At 66.6% G+C, this 14745-nt stretch carries 21 protein-coding genes and 1 tRNA gene; 4 read left to right on the top strand and 18 right to left on the bottom strand.

All coding sequences use genetic code 11. The features are described from left to right. Positions 1-76: 76 nt before the first annotated feature. The gene (locus tag F5X71_RS00325) at positions 77-445 is read right to left on the bottom strand and encodes a DUF6221 family protein (RefSeq protein ID WP_238815646.1); all 369 of its coding nucleotides are present in this window, start codon (positions 443-445) and stop codon (positions 77-79) included. Positions 446-609: 164 nt separating this feature from the next. On the opposite strand from F5X71_RS00325, the gene F5X71_RS00320 reads away from it, so the two are divergent. Together F5X71_RS00320 and F5X71_RS00315 are read left to right on the top strand one after the other, a co-directional pair. Beyond that, positions 610-1014, top strand: a complete 405-nt coding sequence (locus F5X71_RS00320) for a hypothetical protein (protein ID WP_167460136.1) — start codon at positions 610-612, stop codon at positions 1012-1014. Positions 1015-1233: 219 nt separating this feature from the next. Then, on the top strand, positions 1234-1548 hold the full coding sequence (locus F5X71_RS00315; RefSeq protein ID WP_203218250.1) for a hypothetical protein: 315 nt from the start codon (positions 1234-1236) through the stop codon (positions 1546-1548). Here F5X71_RS00315 and F5X71_RS00310 read toward each other — a convergent pair. The 12 genes from F5X71_RS00310 to F5X71_RS00255 all read right to left on the bottom strand — a co-directional run bounded on the left by F5X71_RS00310 (position 1545) and on the right by F5X71_RS00255 (position 8249). Beyond that, positions 1545-1895 carry a hypothetical protein gene (locus F5X71_RS00310; protein WP_167460134.1) on the bottom strand — a complete coding sequence of 117 codons (351 nt, stop codon included), beginning with the start codon at positions 1893-1895 and terminating at the stop codon, positions 1545-1547. The genes F5X71_RS00315 and F5X71_RS00310 overlap by 4 nt on opposite strands. Continuing rightward, positions 1852-2700 (bottom strand): hypothetical protein, encoded by an 849-nt coding sequence (locus F5X71_RS00305; protein ID WP_167460133.1) that lies wholly within the window; start codon positions 2698-2700, stop codon positions 1852-1854. The genes F5X71_RS00310 and F5X71_RS00305 overlap by 44 nt, the downstream gene beginning before the upstream one ends. Before the next feature lie 77 nt (positions 2701-2777). Continuing rightward, a complete protein-coding gene (locus F5X71_RS00300; protein ID WP_167460132.1) occupies positions 2778-2975 on the bottom strand; it encodes a DUF3422 domain-containing protein in 198 nt (65 codons plus the stop codon). 55 nt (positions 2976-3030) lie between these two features. Continuing rightward, positions 3031-3585 (bottom strand): hypothetical protein, encoded by a 555-nt coding sequence (locus tag F5X71_RS00295; RefSeq protein ID WP_167460131.1) that lies wholly within the window; start codon positions 3583-3585, stop codon positions 3031-3033. A gap of 41 nt (positions 3586-3626) precedes the next feature. Continuing rightward, positions 3627-3836, bottom strand: coding sequence for a hypothetical protein (locus tag F5X71_RS00290; protein WP_174816991.1), 210 nt, complete (start codon positions 3834-3836; stop codon positions 3627-3629). A gap of 26 nt (positions 3837-3862) precedes the next feature. Continuing rightward, positions 3863-4384 carry a hypothetical protein gene (locus F5X71_RS00285; protein ID WP_167460130.1) on the bottom strand — a complete coding sequence of 174 codons (522 nt, stop codon included), beginning with the start codon at positions 4382-4384 and terminating at the stop codon, positions 3863-3865. Next, complete coding sequence (locus tag F5X71_RS00280) at positions 4365-4751, bottom strand: hypothetical protein (RefSeq protein WP_167460129.1); 387 nt, start codon at positions 4749-4751, stop codon at positions 4365-4367. Before F5X71_RS00280 ends, F5X71_RS00285 begins: the two co-directional genes overlap by 20 nt. Before the next feature lie 572 nt (positions 4752-5323). Then, on the bottom strand, positions 5324-6427 hold the full coding sequence (locus F5X71_RS00275) for a hypothetical protein (RefSeq protein WP_167460128.1): 1104 nt from the start codon (positions 6425-6427) through the stop codon (positions 5324-5326). Continuing rightward, positions 6384-7202, bottom strand: coding sequence for a hypothetical protein (locus tag F5X71_RS00270; protein WP_167460127.1), 819 nt, complete (start codon positions 7200-7202; stop codon positions 6384-6386). The genes F5X71_RS00275 and F5X71_RS00270 overlap by 44 nt, the downstream gene beginning before the upstream one ends. A gap of 76 nt (positions 7203-7278) precedes the next feature. After that, the gene (locus F5X71_RS00265; RefSeq protein ID WP_167460126.1) at positions 7279-7584 is read right to left on the bottom strand and encodes a hypothetical protein; all 306 of its coding nucleotides are present in this window, start codon (positions 7582-7584) and stop codon (positions 7279-7281) included. Positions 7585-7713: 129 nt separating this feature from the next. Further along, positions 7714-8007 carry a hypothetical protein gene (locus F5X71_RS00260; protein ID WP_167460125.1) on the bottom strand — a complete coding sequence of 98 codons (294 nt, stop codon included), beginning with the start codon at positions 8005-8007 and terminating at the stop codon, positions 7714-7716. Then, positions 8004-8249, bottom strand: a complete 246-nt coding sequence (locus F5X71_RS00255) for a helix-turn-helix domain-containing protein (protein ID WP_238815645.1) — start codon at positions 8247-8249, stop codon at positions 8004-8006. The genes F5X71_RS00260 and F5X71_RS00255 overlap by 4 nt, the downstream gene beginning before the upstream one ends. Before the next feature lie 96 nt (positions 8250-8345). Here F5X71_RS00255 and F5X71_RS00250 point away from each other — a divergent pair, with 96 nt between their 5' ends. After that, complete coding sequence (locus F5X71_RS00250; RefSeq protein ID WP_167460124.1) at positions 8346-8735, top strand: helix-turn-helix domain-containing protein; 390 nt, start codon at positions 8346-8348, stop codon at positions 8733-8735. Here F5X71_RS00250 and F5X71_RS00245 read toward each other — a convergent pair. The 5 genes from F5X71_RS00245 to F5X71_RS00225 all read right to left on the bottom strand — a co-directional run bounded on the left by F5X71_RS00245 (position 8730) and on the right by F5X71_RS00225 (position 12920). Continuing rightward, positions 8730-9086 carry a hypothetical protein gene (locus tag F5X71_RS00245; protein ID WP_167460123.1) on the bottom strand — a complete coding sequence of 119 codons (357 nt, stop codon included), beginning with the start codon at positions 9084-9086 and terminating at the stop codon, positions 8730-8732. The genes F5X71_RS00250 and F5X71_RS00245 overlap by 6 nt on opposite strands. A gap of 216 nt (positions 9087-9302) precedes the next feature. After that, on the bottom strand, positions 9303-10316 hold the full coding sequence (locus F5X71_RS00240) for a GAF domain-containing protein (RefSeq protein ID WP_167460122.1): 1014 nt from the start codon (positions 10314-10316) through the stop codon (positions 9303-9305). 54 nt (positions 10317-10370) lie between these two features. Continuing rightward, positions 10371-11204 carry a hypothetical protein gene (locus F5X71_RS00235; protein ID WP_167460121.1) on the bottom strand — a complete coding sequence of 278 codons (834 nt, stop codon included), beginning with the start codon at positions 11202-11204 and terminating at the stop codon, positions 10371-10373. A 39-nt stretch (positions 11205-11243) separates the two neighbouring features. Beyond that, on the bottom strand, positions 11244-12722 hold the full coding sequence (locus F5X71_RS00230; protein ID WP_167460120.1) for a tyrosine-type recombinase/integrase: 1479 nt from the start codon (positions 12720-12722) through the stop codon (positions 11244-11246). 112 nt (positions 12723-12834) lie between these two features. Next, positions 12835-12920, bottom strand: a tRNA-Leu gene (locus F5X71_RS00225). Between the two features lie 227 nt (positions 12921-13147). Between F5X71_RS00225 and F5X71_RS00220 the strand changes: the two genes are divergently transcribed. Continuing rightward, positions 13148-14551 (top strand): DUF3662 and FHA domain-containing protein, encoded by a 1404-nt coding sequence (locus F5X71_RS00220; RefSeq protein ID WP_167460119.1) that lies wholly within the window; start codon positions 13148-13150, stop codon positions 14549-14551. The last annotated feature ends 194 nt before the right edge of the window (positions 14552-14745 follow it).

The raw sequence follows: 14745 nt of genomic DNA, 5'->3' as shown, positions 1-14745 counted from the left end.
CGGGTCGTCAGTACCGGTTTCGAGTGCCACCCACAATAGCAGCAGGTCAAGAAGTTTTCGATCTTGCGGGGCTCGCTCAGGGCGTGGCGGCCCGTACTTCGCGGTAGTCAGGGTGGTCGGACCAGATCGACGCTACGGTGCGCACTGGTCCGCACGGCCATGGCTCGAAGTGGAATCCATCGGCGATGTCGTGCGAGCACACGGCACACGAGTCCACCTGTTCGTCACCGAATCTGGTCGGCTCATGCCCGGTGATGAGCGTACGAATCGCTGCCACAGTACGCAGCTCGCGGGCTGGGTCGTAGAACACGCCCACGGCGTTGTCCATGCCGGTGACGACCCACAGCACGCCGTCGCCGCCCGGCCCGGCCGCCTTGCTGCGGGCGCGCTCGGCGTCGCCCTCGAGCTCGGCGAGCCGAGCCTCGATGAATTCCACGATGGTCATGCTATCGCTTGCCGTTCCATTTGCGGATCGTAGACGTGTCTACAGATATTCACGACCAAGAAGGTGTTGCAATTCAATACTCTAGTGATGTAATCTAATACTCGTTGGTCGGGGTCGGACCCGACCGGCAGCAATCACAACCAAACCCAAGAAAGGGAAACATCATGGAAGCCAATGAATTCGAGCTCGCCGCGACGCTCATGAAGTTCCAGGTGCGCTCGATCAACGCCTACATGCGGGCGACCAAGGCGCTGTTGCGGCTGGAACTGCCGATTCAGCTGCTGCCGTATGAGCCGGGCATGACGCCCGCCGAGTTGGTCGAGAGCGTGAATGTGGCTCGCACGGTGCTCTCTGATCTGCCCATGGATGAGTTCGTGCGATCCACGCTCCGCATAGCGCTGCTGAGCTGGATGTCCGGAATCGGTCTCGCGGCGCTGGCAAGCGAGCACGAAGAGCTGTGGGCCGCCGAGGGGGCTGTGCTCTCTACCAAGCACACCGAGGATCTTCTCGACCTCGCACAAGGCCTTCTCGACGGAGACATCAAGCTCACGGAGGATGATATGGAATAGCAGAAAGCGAGCCCCGGTCACTGACCGGGGCTCGCCCCGTTTGAAGCTGGCGGGCGGCGGAGCGAGGCAGAGCCTCCAAGTCGGAACCCCGCCGTCCAGCAATCGACCAAACCTCGAGAGGGGCCGGAATCCATGATAGCCAGGGATCCACAACGGTTGATAGCCCCCGAAATCGCCGAACGCTACGGCCGCGCGCTGAACACGATTCAGAAAGGGTGGATGACACACGCCAAATGGCCACCGGCAGTCGGCAAGCGCGGGCGATGGAACGAGTACGACGCCGCCGCGGTCGATGAGGCGGTGCGTGGCCACTTCGTACGCGAGCAGCCTGCGGATGAGGACTCCGAGGACCTGCTGACGGTGGCGCAGATCGCCGAGTACGCCAGGGTGTCGCCGTCGACCGTGCGTTCGGACCTCTCACGCGGTCGAATCGATCTCGGCGCGCCCGACGACACTACCGGCGGGGTGAAGCGGTGGCGGCGCGCGAAGGTCGCCGCCGCCTACGCCGGACGACGACGCTACAACCGCTCCTAAAGCCGCGGATCGTCGACGAGCTGGAAATTCCGCAGCGCCTCGGCGTCGCCGAGCGCGGTCAGGTCGCGGCCGATCACCTCACCCGCAGGCATGTCGCAGTCTCGGCCGATTTCGGCGGCCGAGAGAATCATCGGATCGGCGGCGGTGTGCCAGGGCGTGACCGCGTGCGCCTGGTCGCCGACTGTTGCGATGACACGCAGCTCGGCGCGGCCATCGGCACGGACGGCGTAGGTTCGAGCTGGCCGGTTGAAATCCAGATAATCAGTCATCGGTACCCTTTCGCGCTGGTAATCGACTGTTTGGTCATGCTGCCGTCTTACCGCCGCGCCGCGCCAGTGCCAGTACATCACCGAGCCGGTAGACCTGCACTGAGCTCGCGTCGATCGGGTGATCGGTGATCCGGTCACCGCTCTGCCATGCACGCGACCGTAGGCGACGGTCGCGCACCCATCGGTACAGTGTCGTTTTCGGCACCGCCGCCCCGATGCTCTCGGTCACGCGGACCAGATCAGCGAGGCTGTAGAGCAGGTCCTCGGCCGCCGCGCGGACCGTGTCGAGGATTTCAGCGATATCGTGTTGTGCGCGGCATCGGTCGCACCGGACCCAGCTCGCGCCGAGCTGGGCGCGTAGCTCCCACCGGCACTCACTCCCATCGCCGAGCAGTGCCGGACACGGCCCCAGGTACCGGCGCTCGACGGGCCGGTCGACGAGGTAGCGAATCGACGCGAGCGCACCAGACACCTCGACGAGCAATTCGTGCGCTGCCTCGTGCGCACGGATTTCGTGGCGGTGCCCGGAAAGCCACATCGCGGCCTGCTCGAGTTGGCTCGGTGAAGTCGTCGGCAAGGCGCCAGGATCACGCCCGGAGTGATCTCCGCGGCGCTGGCGCGCGAGCTCGATCAGCGCTGGACCGCCAACGTACGGGGTGACGCGCAAATCCTCGGCGAGGACACGAGTCCAGCCGAGTATGGCGACCTCGAGCCGTGACACTGCGCGGTCACCCTGCATGGTCACACCGCGGTTGGTCGCTCGGATAGGTAGCGGTGTCTCAGCCGAGCGCCCCGCCGCCACTTGTGGGCCGAGCCGTCCGAGACCAGCGCGGGTAATCGCCAGCTCGGCGAGCAGGCTCGGCACCTCACGCAGCTCAGTCACGACGCCATCGGCGCACGTCTGACACAGCGGGAGTCCGTCGCCGACTGGGCGCTCGCACTCAGCGCACGGGGTGCCGGTCACCGGCACACCACCCCGACAACAGATCGGACAGCAGCGAGCAGCAGCCCGGGCAGGCCTTCCCCGCGCATCTCAGGGGCAGCGGTCGCCTCGAGTGGCGCGGGCGGCTCGGGGCTTGGGGCGGTGCGCGGCTTAGTCGGCCATGGAACGCCGGGGGCGCCGAGTACGTCACGCTCGTAGGTCTCGAACCATGCCATTGCTAAACCTCCTCAGGTCGGCCGCCAGCGGCCTGAGCGCTGGCGCGCGAGGGGATCATGTCGCATCACCCCACACGCGAACCTCGGTCGTGCGGTTGTCGACCTCTCCGTGCAGCCGCTTGCGGACGTGCTCGCGCAGCTGCTCCACGGCCAGCGGGTCAACCTTCACCCGGTCGACGAGCGCCCCGGCGGCCTGGTCGATGAGCGCGCCCGCTGCGTCGGGCTTGATTTTGCCGAGCGCGGACGCGGCGCCGGTGCCGAATCCGTCGAGAAAGACGGCAAGCACTGTCTCGAACGGCACGGTCACGAAGTCGGCCGGTGCGCGGTCGGCCTCGGCGTCGGCGTCGCATCCTGGGCACGAGTCGGTCAGGTAGTAGTCGTGCGGGCAATGCGTGCATGAGGCAACGGCGCGGCCGGGACCGCTGATGAAGAAATCGGGCCACAGGCGCACGTCGGCGACAGTCGGGGAGTCCTTGGCGAGCACCTCGGCGGGCGGCCTAGGGATCGTGAGGTGCCGGGCGTACAGCTCGCGCAACTGCGCGGCGCCCCATGCGCTGATCGTTATTCCGCAGGCGCAGTCGGCGCGGACACGGGACCGGCCGAAGAGCACACCAGCGCGGGTCGGGCCGAGTCGGCAGGGCGTCACATCCATCATGCGCCCCAGACGAGACGGGTCGCGCCGTCGTGGCCGTGCACGGCGATGGCGTCCTCGACCGATGGCCATACGACCGTAGACCGACGCTGGCCGCGCCAGTGCACGACCGTCACGCCGTCGGCGAACGTGACGCCGTCGGCGACAACGCCAGTGCCGTTGTAGCCGGTCACGTCCTGGTCGCGGTGAAACTCGAATGTCCGGATCATCGTTCCTCTGTCTCTCTGCGAGTGATCTAGTGCGGGGCGGTGCCGAACCTGGCGGGTGCTGCACCGTTGTTCAGGCGTGCGAGGCATGGCATTTTCTGCGGGGCACCACGCTCGGTGACGCACGCACAGTTCGGGTCGGCGCGGCAGCGCGGACACAGGCGCTGTATGGCGTCGTTGACGTCGTATGCAGCCCATACCGGATCGCCAGCAGCCCGGAGTGGCAGACCCGAGCTGGATGCGGGTAGCGCCGCGGTGACGGCGGCGTGCACCTCGGCGGCGGTCTCGCGCTCTGCGCGCTGACGACGGGCCTCACGGCCGTGATGCAGCAGGTCGCCGACACCGATCGTGCGTCCCTCGGTCTCGGCCTCGTAGTAGCGAATGACGCCCTCGAGCAGGTCGGGCGCGTCGAGCTTCCACCGTTCGATGCTCTCGGCCCACGCTGCGAGCCGGGCCTTGTCGGGGTCGCCGAGCTTGTCGTCGTAGATGCGTGCCCGCGACCACGCCGCGGCGGCGGCGCGAATGCTGCGGTCACTCGCTGCGATCTCCAAGGGTTCTCACCTCCCGTAGCAGTTCCTCGGCTGCGGCCATCGCGTCGACGGCGCGCTCGGTGGGTTTGGATCGGCCGCGTTTGCCGCGGGCGTTGGCGGCCTTGTGGACGAAATTCGGTATCTGCGTGGGACTCCACGAGTCCGACTCGGTCCACGCCTTGAGGCCCTCGGCGATGGCGGGCGGCGGGATACCGGCAGCGAGGCACGAGTCGATTTCGACGCCGACCTTGGCGAGCACGCCGCCCTCGAGCGGCACCGACAGCGCCTCGCTGAATGCGACCGCGATCGCGTGCGCCGGTGCGCTGCGTGCGGTCGCGTTGAGCCGGGCGGCGACCTGTGCGCTGTGCGACGGTCGCAGCGCGACCACTCCCCCCGGCTCGCGCGCGCTCGCGCGGTCGTGAGTTACGTCGAGAACGGGGGGACGTGTATCCCCTTCTCCCCTTCTCCCCTTCTCCAGTCGACGGGGCGTCGCGGAACTCTCGCGAGGGTGTCGCGACGGGCTCACGAATTACGGCGTTATCGCAGGTCGGCAGCGGATAGCGGGCTTTGCCGGGCCGGTCGACCCGTTGGTGCGTCTCCCAGGTGGTGATGAACAGGTAGGCCCGGCCGTCGACGATGTACCGCTGAATCAGGCCTGTTGCGAACAGCGTCGAGAGTGCCGTTTCAACCCTCGCGAACGTCTCGCGAGGGTCCGTTTCGAGGTCTGCGGCGAACAGATCTCCGCAGATGGCCGAGAGCTTGTCGACGCCGACGCCGTTGTCGTCGACGTACGACCACAGGCCGATGAACACCAGCCGCTCGTCCCAGGTGAGCGCGTCGATGTCATCTGAGCGCCAGAACTCGGGACGAATGGACCGGATTCGCATCTCGGCCTCCCTTCAACGGTCGCGGTTGCGGTTGTGTGGCGGCCCGGCGGTCGCCCGCTGGGCCGCAGCTGTTTCACTGCTCGCCGGCCACGGGCGGCAAAGCGCAGTCGTCGGTGGCCTCGGCTACGCTGTCCGGCTCTATCGGCGACTCGAGGTAGTCGATAAGTTCGGACGCCTCCCGCCGAGTGAGTTCTTTCGAGCTTGCGAACGGGCGCCCGAACTGCTCGCCGAGGTATGCGAGCTTGCCGTCGCGGTCCGTCACCCCGGTCTGGTCGAGCAGGATCGCGAGCTTCTGCTGCTGCGCCGTCGTGCTCCTCGGTTCCGTAGCGGGCTCATCTCCGGGCAGCGGCGGGGCGTCGGCGGTCACGGTCTCAGCCGCGGGCGCCGCGGGACCTTCGGCGGTGGTCCGGCGGGTACGGCGCTTACGCTGCATGGTGCCGGGCTTGGGCAGGTCCTCGGCGACGTCGGATACCACGCGCACCGATGTCACCTGCGCGGGCTCATCCATCAGGTCTTCGGCGATAGCCGCGCCTGAGAGCACCTCGGGGAACATCCGCTTGCACAAGCGGGATGTCGCACGGGCGACGAGCTTGTCCTCGGGGTACCCGCCAAGATCGATTTTGGCGTTCTTGGCTTGCTGCGCGGTGAACACGACCCGCGTCCACTCCTCCTCACCGCGGCGACGCCCCTCGACCAGGGCCCGAGTGTCGTTGGTCTCGACGAACCGAATTTCGTGCCCGGCTTGGAAGATGCGGCGGCGCATGAACTCGGCGTAGAAGCCGACCCGGCCGTGAGCACTGAAGATGTTGCCGAGCGCGTCGAGCGGGTCGATATCCAACTCGTACCCCTTCATCATCGCTGCGGCGACCTGCGCGGGCTTGCCCTTCATGCTCGTTGGCACGAAATCTGTGGAGGCGAGAATCTCGGCGGCCTTGGCCGTCTCGAAGAACAGCGCGAGCCATTCCCGCGATCGATCGCCGCGGGTCTGTGTCGTGGTCTCGGTGAGCTGTACGGCGGTTGCCTCGCCGAATTGGTACGGCTGAATCGCGTTCACAGGTAGTGGCCTTTCGTTGAGATGCTGCGGACCTCGGAATCGCGGTCGAAGCGAGCCCGTCGCCCGAAACGCACAGCGGTCACTGGCCGCTCCGCTCGTAGATGACGCGGGCGATTTCGCCATCGGGGTGTGGCGGAGTGAGCTCGTCGCCGATCAAGCCGCGCGATTCTTCGTCGAACCGGGCGACCTGCTGCACGTATCGAAAAACGGTGAGCTGCTGCTCGCCTGCGGTGACCGGGACGAGGGAGTAACCGTCGGCCCGGACGTGCACAACGCCCGTTCGCTCGACCACTGGCAACGGTTCTTCGGTGCCGTCGGCGGTGAGATAAACGTCGGCGTACCGGTAGGCGGCGAGCTGTAGCGCGGTCTCGCCGTACACGCCCGACCGGGTCGTCTTGATATCGAGCAGCCAGCGCACGACCCGGCCGTCGGGCATCGTCAGATCGGCGATGAGGTCACAGGTACCGGCGTAGCCGTACCGATAGCTCGCGACGACGAACTCGACGAGGACCAGCTCGACGTCCCAGTCATCGAGGAACCGCACGTACGCCTCCACGTGGCCGCGCAGTTCCTCGGGCACGGTCACTCGCTCGCCCTTGACGAGCTGCTCGGCGAGCCCATGTACGTCAGTGCCGCGCTTAGCCGCGGCGTCACGGTCGTTGTATCGAGCCCTCTTTAGGCGGTCGAGCCGGGTCGCGACCGGGAGCTCGGCCAGCTCGTCCCACCCGTTTACCGCAGCGTCGGCGGTAGCGTTCGCTGCCCAGTTGATGAGCGCCTTCTTCGGCAAGCCGTTGCCGAGAATCGTTGTCACACCGGGCATTCGGGTGCCGTTGCCGTCGACGTAATAGTGATTGCGTCCGGCGGTCTTGCGACGGACCGAGGGTTTGAAGGTCGTCACGGGGTTACCGCCTCGATGACGTAGCGCGGTCCGGCGACCGACGAGAGCACGAACGTGCTGATATGCGGCGGGGTGTTCACCTGCGCGTTGCCAGGTAGCGGGTGATCCGACGGGCGTCAGCCGTTGGGTGGCCGGTGAGCTTTCCGAGTTCGGAGAGGATCACGTGTGCCTGGTCCCATTGCAAATCGGGCTCGAAGCGCGGGGTTGCGGCCTGTTCTTGACGCTCGCGGCGACGGCGGGTGCCACTGCTGATGATGCGCTCGGCTTCCCTTGCACTCGAGAACCCGAACGCTCGCATGATCATGTCGGCCTCGATCTCGGGCACTGGCGAGCCGTCGGCGTAGCTGCACGGGATGCGTTCGAGTGATGTATTCCCGGTCATCGTGTGGTCCTCCAATTCAGAGCGGACGCGAAACCCGAGGCCAGATGTGAGGGGTTCATCTGCCGGTCGTGCCTTCGGGTTCCGCATTCCCGGCGCGGTGTCGGCGTCTGGTGCACCGCGCCGAGGGGTTCAGTGGGTACGGCGCTCGCGCCGTCTGCGAGATCCGGCGGTCAATCCGGTCGAATTGGTCGGCGCGGCCACAGGCTGTGACGGCATGGGCTGTGGCGGCGGCTGGGTCTCGTTGGCCATGAACTGGACGAGGTAGGCGATATCGCCCTCGGTCATGCGCCATTGACGGCCCGCACGACGGCCGCGCAGACGTTTGTCGTTGAGCCGGATGCGAATCCAGCGCTCAGAAGGAACGCCGGTGCGTTCGACGACGTAGTCGAGGCCGAATGTCTCGGTCTCCGGTGGCGTGTTCACGACACCCTCCTGCTGTGGCGTTCGGCTTCGGCGTCGAGGTCGAGCACCGATACTCCGAGCCATTCGCAGACCTGGATCAGCTCGTCGACAGTGAACGGCTGGATACCCGAAAGTCGGTTGCTGGCAGTCGATTGCGAGCGGCCTATCACCTCTGCCAGGGCGGTGGTGGTCTTGCGCTGGCGGGCCATCTCGGCCCGGATCTCACCGATGAGGAGCAGCGAGGGCCTGTTGCAGCGGGTCACACTTGGGACATTAAACCGTATTTACGATTTGTGCAACGTAAATAAGACCTAGAGGTTCTATTAGCGACCATGGGGCCTATTTGGTAGATTGCAAGCATGGGTAGAGCCGCCATAGGCCCCGCTGGCCCCCACTCGCGGGCGCTGGCGGGCGAGATCCGCGCCGAAATGGGACGCCAGAATGGGTTGACGCTCAAGGACCTCGCCGCAGCCTCCGGACTCAAGCCGACCTATCTAGGCAGCCGCATCCGTGGCGAAAGCCCCTTGAATCTCAACGACATCGAAGCAGTGGCCGCCGCACTGGGGCTTTCGTTCGCTGCGCTGATACAGCGGGGTGTCGAGGCCGCTGCCAAAGCCATCGATGAGCCTGCGGACGCCGAACCGGTCGGCCCCCTCGTCACCAGCCGCGGCACCCGCACCGGCCGGTCCTCGGCCGCGCGGGTCCGCGAACTCAAACAGCGCGCCGCTACGCCGCGCCAGTCGTCATAGCGGCTCGAAAACCGCCACCAGCCAACCTATTTCGTCGACGTATTGCCATCCGTCGCATTCCTGCGGGCCGAGATAGCGCGCCCGTTGCGCCTGATAGGCCAGCTCAATGCGCTGCATGACCGTGAGTCCCCGACACGGCACAACCTCGAGCACACCATCGTCCCGCACCAGCAGCGACCCTATTTCCACGCGAGCGCGCGCGTGGTCTATCTCGATCTCACCGAAGGGGTCAGCGAAGACGATCCCCATCTCGCGCAGCGCTTCGTAGTGCCGCAGCGCGGCCATTCCCAGTTCCAGCGGCACGTCCCGGCCGTAATGGCCTTCTGCCGGTGCCGCAGCCGATCCCGTCACTCGGTATCACCCACCGAGGACGCCGCCGGACCGGCGACGCGATAGTCGAACATTCCCCAAGGCCACTCCCCGCCTCTGCGCCCCCCGTAAGGGCATGAATCGGCAACAGCAGATACCGCGGGAAGTCGAGGCCGAGATGACAGGACAACGCTTCACATCGAAACCTAGTACGAATCAGGTTTGAACGGAAGAAAGTTCGGGAATTCTCGTGGGTTCTCACACTGCGGGCGGTCGCCGCAACTTCACCAGTGCCGCACTCGTCTCCGATTCTCTGGTCAGGAGCACAAGTTTCGCGGTCAGATCGACACTCATCCAACTGCCATCGATCCGGCGGACCCGCACCGTGCCGCCGGAATGCCCGTCACGCCGGCACCGGCGAGCGATGTCGCGGGCGGCCGGTATGTCGTCGGGGTGCAGCGCAGGGTCGCGGCTCGAAATGCCGGTGCGCTCCCAGGCGACCTCGGGCATTGGCTCACGCAACCACTCGAACCCGGTGAGCGAGCGCAGGTCTACCAGAATCGGCCATTCCTCGTTGCCGCGCAGCTCGCCCTCGATCAGCGCCTCGGCGTAGGTCAGCGGCGGCACGACCGCGTTGTCGTCGACGCCGCCGGGGGTGATGTCGTGCGTAATGCCGTGTAGGAACGGCACGCCGCCCACGTACGCCCCACGTGCCACGAAATTGATGTCGCGCAGGACGTTGTCGTCGCGCTTGATCTGCCATGTCGTCTGGAAGGTCTTAGTCATATCGTTGAGCAGCTCCGCGGACAGCGAGGCCGCCAACGCCGCGGATTTGTCGTCAGCGGTGGTGACATGGCGCAACCCGCTTATCCGCGCGACCTCGGGGAGCCGTTGCGCACGGGGAACCGCGTAGATGTCGTGCATCTCCTCAGTCGCCAACGTAGTGATTTTCTCCTCGTCCCAATCCCAGGCACCGCTACGGCTGGGCGCCGGGATCTCTTCGGTGAGATCACCGATCCACAACCGCACGCCGTGCACCATGCCGAAGACGTTCTTGATCGGCTCGGCGACGATGTGCTCGCCCTTGGTCTCGGAGCGCTCCTCGAACCGCTCTCCCGTCTCACGTACCTGCGCGACCGCGCGGCGGGCCGCACTACGCCGCGGACCCCGCAGTACCGCGTCAATATCCTTGAGTGGCAACGGTTTGCGCCCCACCGCCATTACCGTGGGCGTTTCCCTGATGCACTCGATTAACAACCACTCCGTCCCCATGGGTCGAGCCTGACAGCCGTGCGTCCGAAGCGTCAACGTTTCGGAGGAAATCACCTAGCGTCGGGCTAGGCGGCCTGTTCGCCTGTAGCCCGGCCGTCGCCGGTGCCAGCCGTGTGCCGGTAGCCCGGCGTGTGTGGTCAGGGTCGCGACAATCCGATGATGCTCTGTCCGCAGTGTGGCGAGTTCGGCGGCGTGCTCGGCACGCAGCACAGCGACGACGTCGTGCTGTGCCGAAAGTTCCTCACGCAGCTCATTTAACGCGGTATCGGCGACGACGCGCAGTCGCTCGCGTTCGGCGTTCGCTCGGATGAGGGCTGCGTCGTCGACCGCGGTCACGCGGGCGATCTGCTGATCACAGTCTTGCCGAATCCTGATCACGGTCTCGGCCGAGGCGTCGCGCGTCGCAATCGCCTCCTCGGCCGCATCTAGTGCGATCTCGGTCAGCTCGTGGGCCGCGTCGCGTTCTCGGCGCGCGAGCGCTGCGTCGTGCTCAGCGGCGGCCTGGGCCGCACGAGCCTGCGCGACACGTGCCTCCGCAGCGGCCTCGACGGCGCGCAACTCCGTGGCGACGAGGTCGAGATCGGTGAGATCAGCGGCGAGTTCTTCGGCGTCAGTCAGCTCGGCTCGCAGCTCAGCCTTGAGGTTGCCGAGGCGGTCGAGGGCGGCACCGAGCGCCGAGACTCGCTCGGTGACCGGTCGTGCCGTTTCGGCGTCGCCGTGCTGCGCGCGAGCACGGAACCGTTCGTCCGCGCGCAGACGGGCGACGGCATTGTGTTTCGGGTCATCGCAGTAGATGCGGGGGCGGCCGGGGCCGGACCGTTGGACGACGGTCCGGCCGCACGCACGATCGGCGGTGAGGGGGAACGGGCATACCTTGTTGGCAGTCATCGGGTTTCGTTTCGTTTCACCGGTGTAAGGAAATTCAATTCAGGCGGCCACGGCGAGCCGGTCGCCTGCCTCGTTCTGGGCGACGTGGTCGACGGCAGCGGCATAGTCGGCGAAGACAGCCGATTGCACCTCCCCCTCGGCGTTCATCCAGATTGCCTCGAACCCTCCTGCGACGGCGCAGACCTCGCCGAGTTCGCCGAGACGGACCATGCGGCGGCGGCGCGCCTGCTCGAGGTCGACGAGCTCAGCGCGTAGCCGGGGCAACCGGCCTGCGACGGTCTGTGCGGCGGCAGCGCTTGCCGCCGCGGAGATGTGCCCATAGCGCTTATCGGTGGTCACGATGGATTCGTGCCCGGCGTCGCGGGACACCACCCAGATGGGCTCGCCGTCTTGGAGTCGCCACGAGATGCCGGTGTGGCGGGTGCAGTAGGGCGTGAGCCGCTTGAGCATCATGCGCTCGATGAGATGGCCGTAGCGGGCGAGCAGCACATCGAACGACTCGCCCTCCCACCCGGCGCGGCCGGTGAACAGGCTCCGGTCGCCGTTGCGGAGCGCGAGCAACCGCGCGATGGCTGGTGCCCAGCCCTGCTGGTAGAACCGGACCGCGGTGACTTCCTTGCCATTGGGCGTGAGGAACAGAGGCTCGGTCAACGGGCGATCCAGATCGAGGCGGCCGACGGTCTCGAGGGGCACATAGGTGGTCCGGGTGCCCCGCACGGATTTCGGTTTGCCGATCTTCAATTTGCCGTTGGCCCACTTCCATGCGCGTTCGATGGTGACCGCGCCGGTGTCGGGGTCGATGTCGCCGACGCGCAGCGCGCCGTACTCACCGGGCCGGGCCATCGACATGGTGGCGAACTCGAACATCGGCCGCCAGAACGGGGCGAGCAGATGTTCGAGGAACTCATACTCCTCGTCGTTGAACGCGTCCAGCGCGGCCGGGTAGACCGGCGGCAAGGTCGTGTCGCTGCACGGGTTGTAGGCGATCAGCGATGTCGGGCGCTGGCGCGCGGCGGCACCCATCGCCGCGCACAGGAACCCGTGCTTGTTGTGAATGGTCTTGGCGCTGTTGCCGATTTCTTGTTCGAGGTGGACGACCCACGCGGCGTCCATGGCCGGGGTGAGCGCGTCGACGGGCAGGGCGTGACCGAAGAACGGCACGATGTCGCGATCGATGAATCGCCGGTACTTGCGGCGGGTCTCTGCCTCGATACCGGTCAGGCCGTCGACGTAGCTGTGCAGATGGTCCCGCAGTAGCACGAAGTGGATGCCCGCGGCCTCGGCGGCGAGCATCGCCTCGAGGATCGCCTCGGCCTCGGCCGGGCCGGGATTGACCAGCAGGCGGGCGAACCACGCGGCGCGAGTGAGGTTCTCGAACGTCCGGGAGGTCGCGACGGTCCGGCCGCCGCGCGGAATGCGGTAGCGCACTTTCCAAGTGGTGATACCCGCGGCGCTGGTGTGCGGGGTGGGGGTCGGCCCCTGTGGAGTAGGGGCGATTCGGGTGCGGCGTGCAGCCATGGTCGCGTTCCTTCGCGGTCGCGACGCCGAATCCCCTCAGATCCGTTGTGTACCGGAGTGTGTACGCAGACAGGGCCAAGATCATCGATCTCAGCCCTGACCTGCGCTTATGTGGTGGGCGAAGGGGGACTTGAACCCCCACGTCCCGAAGGACACTGGCACCTGAAGCCAGCGCGTCTGCCATTCCGCCACTCGCCCGAGCGACTCCGAGACAGTATCACGCGGTGCGCGCAGACACGAAATCGCGTCTGTGGGCCCGTGACGCGGGGGCTCGACAAGCCAGGGAACCCGCTGGCCGCGCCAAGAGTTACAGGTGTGGACGATCGTGGATATCATGCAATGAACGTGCTCGATACACGACACGCCATATCCGCGTGTCGTTGTTACGGATCCGAAGAACTGACGCTCACCGAAGGGAGGCCGAGATGGGCATCGTTTCACGGTTCGAGCGTCGCCTGCAGGGTGCCGTCGGTGATGTGTTCGCTCGGGTGTTCGGCGGCAATGTCGTGCCACAGGAGGTGGAGGCGGCCCTGCAACAGGAGGCGGCCGATCATGTCCAGGAGCTCGGCGGCGGACATCTGTTGGCGCCCAACAGCTATGTGATCACCATCAATTCCTCAGATCATCAGCAACTGGATGCCGATCACGACCTCACGACCCGCGCGTTCGCCAAGCATCTGCAGGATTACATCCGCGAGCAAGGGTGGCAGACCTACGGCGAAGTACACGTGGCTTTCGAGGCATCACCTACGCTGCACACCGGACAGTTCAGGGCAAGCGGCCGGGTCGACCCGGACATCGGTCGCCGAGCTACACCAGCTCACAGCCCCGAACCCCCGCCACAACGACCTGAAAACCCGCAACCAGGAGCTGGCCCCATGACGCAGAACTCAGGCTACGACCCGAGCCGTGAGCCCGCGGAGTCCGATCCACGCAACCGCGGGTACGCCCCACCGCCTGCCGGTCGCGGCGGTCCGCAGAACGGCGCGTACCGCGAGGATTACGGTCGTGGCGGGGCACCCTATGGTTCGGCCGACTATCAGGCGCCGGACGCGCAGCAGGGGTATGGCGACTACCAGAACGGCTACGACTACCAGCAGGGCGGTCAGGCCTACGGTCAGCCGGGCTATCAGGAGCCGGGCTACGGCCAGCAGCAGGGCTATGCCGATCGCGCCTACGGCCAGCCGGGTTACCAGGAGCCGGGTTACGGCCAGCCGGGTTACCAGGAGCCCGGCTACGGCCAACAGGGCTACCAGGAACCCGGTTACGGTCAGCCGGGTTACGGCCAGCAAGGCTATGGCGATCAGGCCTACGCCGATCCGGCCTACGGCCAGCAAGGTCAGGGCTACGCCCAGCCGGGTTACGGCCAGCAGGGCTACGCCGAGCCGGGTTACGGCGATCAGGCTTACGCGGAGCCGGCCGCCTACGGTCAGGATGACCAGGGCGGTTACGGCCAGGCGTACTCGCAGCAGCCGGGCTACGGCCAGCAGCCGGGCTACGCGGCCGCGCCGGCGTACGGCGCCGCGCCGCAGGCCGGTTCGGGCTACTCCGCGACCCTGCAGCTCGACGACGGCAGCGGCCGCACGTACCAGCTACGGGAGGGCAGCAACATCATCGGCCGCGGCCAGGACGCACACTTCCGGCTGCCCGACACTGGTGTCTCGCGCAGGCACATCGAGGTTCGCTGGGACGGCGCGACCGCGATGCTCTCGGATCTGGGATCCACCAACGGCACCCTCGTCAACGGTTCCCCCGTGCAGGACTGGCAGCTCGCCGACGGTGATGTCATCCGCGCCGGGCACTCCGAGATCCTGATCCGTATCGTCTGATCCCGTAAGCTCGCGATGCCGGTCACGACTTGGCCATCAGGGATTCGTCGGTCGTATCGTGATCGAAATCGACCTTCGGCCCTATGATGCTGCCAACACACGCACGGCACCGGATACCGGGGTCGGCAAGACCAGCATGCTGGTGGGGGTGGTCGAACCGCACCTACGGCACCGACATACACGGTCGAACAGGA

The organism is Nocardia brasiliensis (assembly GCF_011801125.1).
Classification (GTDB): domain Bacteria; phylum Actinomycetota; class Actinomycetes; order Mycobacteriales; family Mycobacteriaceae; genus Nocardia; species Nocardia brasiliensis_C.
This window is presented reverse-complemented; position numbering and strand designations above follow the sequence as displayed.